The sequence below is a fragment of the Flavobacterium sp. genome, from assembly GCF_043756175.1.
In the GTDB taxonomy this organism is placed as follows: Bacteria; Bacteroidota; Bacteroidia; order Flavobacteriales; family Flavobacteriaceae; genus Flavobacterium.
The window spans coordinates 1-5,943 of sequence record NZ_JAYURN010000036.1 but is presented as its reverse complement, the minus strand read 5'-3'; the positions used below and the strand labels follow the sequence as shown (position 1 = coordinate 5,943).

Here is a 5,943-nt window from a genome sequence, read left to right as displayed (position 1 = left end):
AACCCAAATTATGGCAGCTAAAATGTTATGTTTTAAAGCGGCCTCTGAAAAAGATTTAGGAATGGATATTTCTCAATCTGGAGCTATGGCAAAATTGTTCGCTTCTCAAACCGCAATGGATACGACTATTGAAGCAGTTCAAATTCACGGTGGTAATGGTTATGTGGCTGAATATCATGTAGAGCGTATGATGCGTGATGCTAAAATCACTCAAATATATGAGGGGACTTCTGAAATTCAGCGCATTGTAATTTCAAGAACTTTAGTTTCGTAAATATAATTTTATAGGAATGTAAACCCTTTTCAATTTCGATTGGAAAGGGTTTTGTTTTTTAAATCGTTTTTTTAATACATTTACTCAAAGATTTATTTTATGCACGAGGAATTAAAATATTGGTATTTACGCGATCACAAATTGTTTCGAACCCTGAGTTTTGGTCAAATCAGACAATTGTGTATAATTACTGGTTTTAAAAAAGCTAAAAAAGGGGAAATAATCTATTTTTCATCCTCTGATGTGCCAAGGATTTTTCTGTTGAAAAAAGGGAATATTAAAATTGTAGCCGTTGATGAAGACGGAAACGAAACAATAAAAGATATTATCCAAAAAGGAGATTTATTTGGGGAGCTTACTTTAGAAGCTGATGATCAGATCAATGAATATGCAAAGGTTTTGTCAGATGATGTGGCGATTTGCAGTTTCTTACTGTCTGATTTTGAAGATTTATTGTTGCGAAATCCTAGCTTGGCTTTATCTTATACAAAGTTTGTAGGATTGAAAATGAAACGCATCAAAAACAGCTATTCTAATTTGATTTCCAAAGATGCCAAGACCAGATTGTTTCAGTTTCTAAAAGATTGGGCTGTTAAAGAAGGTATACAAAATGGTAGTAAAGTCGTAATTGAAAATTATCTGACGCAAAATGACATTGCGCAGATTATTTGTACTTCTAGACAAACTGCCACTCAATTGCTTAATGAAATGGAAAACAACGGAACTTTGATTTATAATCGAAAAGAGATCATAATCTCGGATATTACAAAACTGTAATTACAACTATTTCGTATCTACTGTAAACTAGCTGACAAATGGCTTTTTTAATTCTAAATATCTTTGTTAAGAAAAAAACGAAGTATTATTTTTAAATTGAAATATTATGAAGTCTAAAATGCACGAACGCAAAAACAGCAGCTATAAATTAGTAAGTAAAAAGTCGCTTATTTATCTACTGATCAGTTTTATTTCTTTAACAACATTTGCCCAAAATGAAACCAAACGAATAGCTAATTTCAATTTAGAAAGTAGACTTGGTATTCAGGGTTACGATCCAGTGGCGTATTTTAAACAAGGAAAAGCCGTTAAGGGGAAAAAAGATCTAACCGCTGCATACGAAGGTGTAACTTATAATTTTTCAATGCCTGTCAATAAAGCAATATTTTTAAAAAACCCATCAGGATATGAGCCGCAATTTGGAGGTTGGTGCGCTTATGCGATGGGAGATTCTGGCACAAAAGTGGAGATAAATCCACAAACATTTAAAATTGTCGATGGTAAATTGTATTTGTTTTACAATGCTTATTTTAATAATACATTGAAAAGCTGGAACAAAGACGAAGCTAATTTGAAGTCAAAAGCGGAGAGCAATTGGAAAAAAACAATCAAATAAAAAAGTAAACATGAAAACAACTATTTTATCTTGGATTTTACGTATTGCAGTGGCGGTAATTTTATTGCAGACATTGTATTTTAAATTTACGGCTGCTGAGGAAAGTATTTATATCTTTAATGCTTTGGGGGTAGAACCGTATGGGAGAATTGCTACCGGAATTTTAGAATTGATTACTGTAATTCTAATTTTAATTCCCAGAACGCTATTGCTTGGAGCATCATTGGGTTCTGGAATAATGGTAGGTGCTATTTTTTCGCATCTATTTGTTCTTGGGATCGAAGTTCAAGGTGATGGTGGAACACTATTTGCGTTGGCTAATATTACCTTATTAAGTTGTCTTACTTTAATTTTTTTAAATAGAGATAAACTGCCAAATTTGTTAAAATTAAAAATATAATATGCTTATACCTTCCATTAATAATAGTCTAAACGAATTGATTGATTTGCTGAATCAGTTGTCTAAAGCGGAGTATTCAGATCCATGTGTTGAACTGAGTAATGCCAGTATAGGGGAACACACGAGGCATATTATTGAAATGTTTCAATGTCTAGAAAATCAATACGATTCAGGGATTGTGGATTATGATAAAAGAGCGCGTAATATGCTAATTCAAAATGATATGCAGTACGCTATCCGTCATATTTTAGAAATTAAAAGTAATCTTGAAAAAGATAATAAAAACATCGATTTACAGCAAGTTATCGACAATGAAGAAATCCGAATACAAAGTAATTATTATAGAGAGTTACTGTATAATTTAGAGCACTGTATTCATCACCAAGCCTTGATTAAGGTTGCAGTTTTAAAATGTGAAAGTGTCAAAGTTGATGAGAATTTTGGAGTCGCCCGTTCTACAATCGAATATAGAAAGCAATGTGTACAGTAAGCTTTGTAAATGTCAATGATACAATTATCATTACCTCAAATCGAGATGAAAAGATAATTAGACCTTCTGCAATACCACCTGGCGATTATACCATAAACGGGAAGAATGTTATTTTTCCAAAAGACCCAAAAGCTGGAGGAACCTGGTTTGTTGTAGATGCAAATGGTACTGTTTTAGTTCTGCTAAATGGCGCTGATGAAAAACACAAAGTGGAACTTTCTTATAGAAAAAGTCGGGGTTTGATTGTATTGGATATTATCAGCAGCTTTTCGCCAAAGGATTTTTGGCAAGAAATTAATTTGGAAAACATAGAACCGTTTACATTGGTTTTATTTCAAAACAATGCCCTTTTTCAGTTGCGATGGAATGGAATTCAGAAAGAAACGACGCCGTTAGATATTAATAAAAATCATGTTTGGTCTTCTTCGACTTTGTATTCTCGCGAAATTAGGGAAAAACGTTCCAATTGGTTCTATACTTTTTTAGAAACAAATCCAGAAATTTCAGAAAAAGAGATGCTGCATTTTCATCGTTATACTGAGGATAAAAATCAGGAAAACGGATTGGTTATTAATCGGAATGACGAAATGAAAACCTTGAGCATTACTCAATCTGTAATTGAAAAAAATAAAGTCGCTATATTGCATTGCGATTTGATTGCAAAAAAAGAATATAAGACTTCATTTATCACTATTTAAAATTTTCTCAATTGAAATTACTTTTTCATAAGATTACGCATTGGGAATATTGGCCGTTCCAAATTGTTTATATTCCAATTTATTTTCTTTGGTCCTATTACTCTATTAAAGCAAAATCGATTTTTTTCTTTAATGCCTCAAATCCAACGATAAAAAATGGAGGATTTATGATGGAATCTAAAAAAGCAATCTACGATTTAATGCCACAGCGGTATTATCCAAAAACCGAACTCATAACGGAAGGAACGTCACTAGAGGAAATTGAAAAAATCATTGAAGAGGCGGAAATAAAATATCCATTGATAGCAAAACCGGACATTGGTTTGCGTGGTTCGGGAGTCAAGAAAATAAATACTGTCGCTGATTTGAAAATATATGCTGAAAAGGCAAATTTTGATTTTGTTGTTCAGGATTTAATTCCATACGAAAATGAAGTTGGTATTTTTTATGTGCGTTATCCTGATGAAAAAACAGGCAAGATTACAGGAATTGTTTCCAAAGAATTTTTAATTATCACCGGAAACGGATACTCCACCGCAGAAGAACTGCTGAAAGAAAATCCTAGATACGAATTGCAATTGAAGGTGTTAAAGCAAGAGTATGGCAGCGAATTATTGAAAATTCTTCCAAAAGGGCAGAAACTAAACTTGGTACCTTACGGAAATCATGCGCGTGGTGCGAAATTTATAGATGGTAGCCATTGGATAACCCCAAAATTAACCGAGGCCATGAATGAAATGTGTTTGCAAATTCCGGGTTTCTTTTTTGGAAGATTGGATGTAATGTACAATACTTTAGAAGAATTAGAGCAAGGAAAAAACTTCTCCATTGTTGAGTTGAATGGAGCAGCGAGTGAACCTACCCATATTTATGATCCTAAACATTCGTTGCTATTCGCCTGGAAAGAGCTCGCTCGACATATTACTTTTATGTATGAAATAAGTGTGCTTAATCATAAAAAAGGAAGCCCGTATTTGTCACATAAAGAAGGGATGAATGAATACCGTTTGCATTTAGAACAAAGCAATAAAATTGTAAATTTTTAATAGAATGAGAGCTCTTAAAAATATCTTTGTAGGTCTTCTGGTGAGTTTTATTGGCTCAATTCCACTTGGATATTTAAACATTATTGGCTTCGAAATTTATTCGAGATTTGGAATAAACAGCTTAGTTTTCTATTTGTTTGGAGTTATTTCTATTGAGGTTTTCGTGATTTATTTTACTTTAGTTTTTGCTAAAAAATTGGTTAATAATAAAAAACTGATGAAGGCCATTGATTATTTTGCTATTCTGTTTCTTTTTGTACTGGCCTATTCTTTTTATGCTCACGCCAATCAAACCATCGGAAGTCAAAATGATTTAGAAAAATATGTTATGTATTCTCCTTATCTGATTGGTGTGCTTCTTAATTGTGTTAACTTTCTTCAGTTCCCTTTTTGGACAGGGTGGAATCTTTATTTAATGAATGGAAACTATGTTACAGTCGAAAATAATTTGAAATACTTTTACGTTGCAGGAACGGCAATAGGCACATTTTTAGGGATGTTATTATTAGTTTTGATTTTAAATAATCTATCTCAAAATACTACTTTCTTTTCTCAATATGTAATACCGGTAATTATTCCTTTATTTTTCATAGTTTTAGCTTTTATTCAAATCTATAAAGTCTATAAAAAATATTTTTAAGTTAAAGCTGGGATTTAAAAATGCCATTTTAATTTGAGATACTACAAAAATCAAAACATGAAAAAAATACTTCTATTAATGCCGTTCTTTATTTTTGGTTGTAAACCAACTTCAACCGTATTATCTGAATCATCTAAAAAAAATGTACAAGCGCCATTAGAGATTACGTACAAAGTGAAAGAAAACGCTGTTGCTGAAACATTGAAATACCTTGCTTCAGATGAATTAGAAGGCAGGGAAACGGGAACTAAAGGAATGGTAAAAGCGGCCGATTATTTAGAGCAGTTTTTCAAAGACAATAAAGTAAAACCATATTTTAAAAGTTATAGAGATACGTTGTCTAATTATAAAGAACCAGCCTACAATATTGTTGGTTTCTTAGAAGGAAGTGATTCTGTTCTAAAAAAGGAATTTATTGTCATAAGCGGACACTACGATCATATAGGAATTGATAAAAAAGGAGTAAACGGGGATTTTATAAATAATGGTGCCAATGATGATGCTTCCGGAACAACTGCTGTGGCTGAAATGGCCAAATATTTCAGTGTTACAAAATCAAATAGAAGAAGTGTACTTTTCGTATTCTTTGTAGGGGAAGAAAAGGGATTGTTGGGCTCTAAACATTTAGCCAAAAAACTAAAAGCACAAAATTTCAATTTATATGCGCAGTTTAATATTGAGATGATCGGAGTGCCAATGAAAAGAGATTATCTGGCCTATATTACCGGTTTTGACAAGTCGAATATGGCGGCCAAAATAAATGAATATACAGGAAAAAACACCATTGGATTTCTGCCTAAAGAAGCCGAGTATCAATTATTTTATAGGTCTGATAATTATTCTTTTTACGATGTTTTCAAGGTTCCTTGTCAATCAGTGAGTACGTTCGACTTTGAAAATTTCGAATATTACCATCACGTTTCTGATGAGTTTAAAGCGATGGATATTCCCCACATGACTTCATTCATCCAGCAATTATTGCCTGCAATAACAAAAATGACT

At 32.5% G+C, this 5,943-nt stretch carries 9 protein-coding genes; all 9 read left to right on the top strand.

What is annotated here, in order from left to right:
* Positions 1–274: acyl-CoA dehydrogenase family protein (locus ACH2BP_RS02035; protein ID WP_395056524.1), on the top strand; the 274-nt coding region annotated here is incomplete at its 5' end.
* 99 nt (positions 275–373) lie between these two features.
* Positions 374–1,051 carry a Crp/Fnr family transcriptional regulator gene (locus ACH2BP_RS02030; protein ID WP_395056522.1) on the top strand — a complete coding sequence of 226 codons (678 nt, stop codon included), beginning with the start codon at positions 374–376 and terminating at the stop codon, positions 1,049–1,051.
* A 106-nt stretch (positions 1,052–1,157) separates the two neighbouring features.
* Positions 1,158–1,667, top strand: coding sequence for a YHS domain-containing (seleno)protein (locus tag ACH2BP_RS02025; RefSeq protein ID WP_395056520.1), 510 nt, complete (start codon positions 1,158–1,160; stop codon positions 1,665–1,667).
* A 10-nt stretch (positions 1,668–1,677) separates the two neighbouring features.
* Positions 1,678–2,067, top strand: coding sequence for a DoxX family protein (locus ACH2BP_RS02020; RefSeq protein WP_395056518.1), 390 nt, complete (start codon positions 1,678–1,680; stop codon positions 2,065–2,067).
* Position 2,068: 1 nt separating this feature from the next.
* On the top strand, positions 2,069–2,557 hold the full coding sequence (locus ACH2BP_RS02015) for a DinB family protein (protein WP_395056516.1): 489 nt from the start codon (positions 2,069–2,071) through the stop codon (positions 2,555–2,557).
* Entirely contained in the window at positions 2,545–3,255 is a 711-nt protein-coding gene (locus ACH2BP_RS02010; protein ID WP_395056514.1) for an NRDE family protein, read from the top strand. Before ACH2BP_RS02015 ends, ACH2BP_RS02010 begins: the two co-directional genes overlap by 13 nt.
* Before the next feature lie 11 nt (positions 3,256–3,266).
* A complete protein-coding gene (locus tag ACH2BP_RS02005) occupies positions 3,267–4,301 on the top strand; it encodes a D-alanine--D-alanine ligase (RefSeq protein WP_395056512.1) in 1,035 nt (344 codons plus the stop codon).
* A gap of 4 nt (positions 4,302–4,305) precedes the next feature.
* Positions 4,306–4,941: a hypothetical protein gene (locus ACH2BP_RS02000; protein WP_395056510.1), complete on the top strand. Its 636-nt coding sequence runs from the start codon at positions 4,306–4,308 to the stop codon at positions 4,939–4,941.
* 57 nt (positions 4,942–4,998) lie between these two features.
* The coding region (locus ACH2BP_RS01995; RefSeq protein WP_395056508.1) for a M28 family peptidase at positions 4,999–5,943 on the top strand (945 nt) is incomplete at its 3' end.

What these genes read in the sequence shown, in the direction of transcription:
- ACH2BP_RS02030 (WP_395056522.1), top strand. Translation starts at nt 374, where the DNA reads ATGCACGAGGAATTAAAATATTGGTATTTACGCGATCACAAATTGTTT.
- ACH2BP_RS02025 (WP_395056520.1), top strand. Translation starts at nt 1,158, where the DNA reads ATGAAGTCTAAAATGCACGAACGCAAAAACAGCAGCTATAAATTAGTA.
- ACH2BP_RS02020 (WP_395056518.1), top strand. Translation starts at nt 1,678, where the DNA reads ATGAAAACAACTATTTTATCTTGGATTTTACGTATTGCAGTGGCGGTA.
- ACH2BP_RS02015 (WP_395056516.1), top strand. Translation starts at nt 2,069, where the DNA reads ATGCTTATACCTTCCATTAATAATAGTCTAAACGAATTGATTGATTTG.
- ACH2BP_RS02010 (WP_395056514.1), top strand. Translation starts at nt 2,545, where the DNA reads ATGTGTACAGTAAGCTTTGTAAATGTCAATGATACAATTATCATTACC.
- ACH2BP_RS02000 (WP_395056510.1), top strand. Translation starts at nt 4,306, where the DNA reads ATGAGAGCTCTTAAAAATATCTTTGTAGGTCTTCTGGTGAGTTTTATT.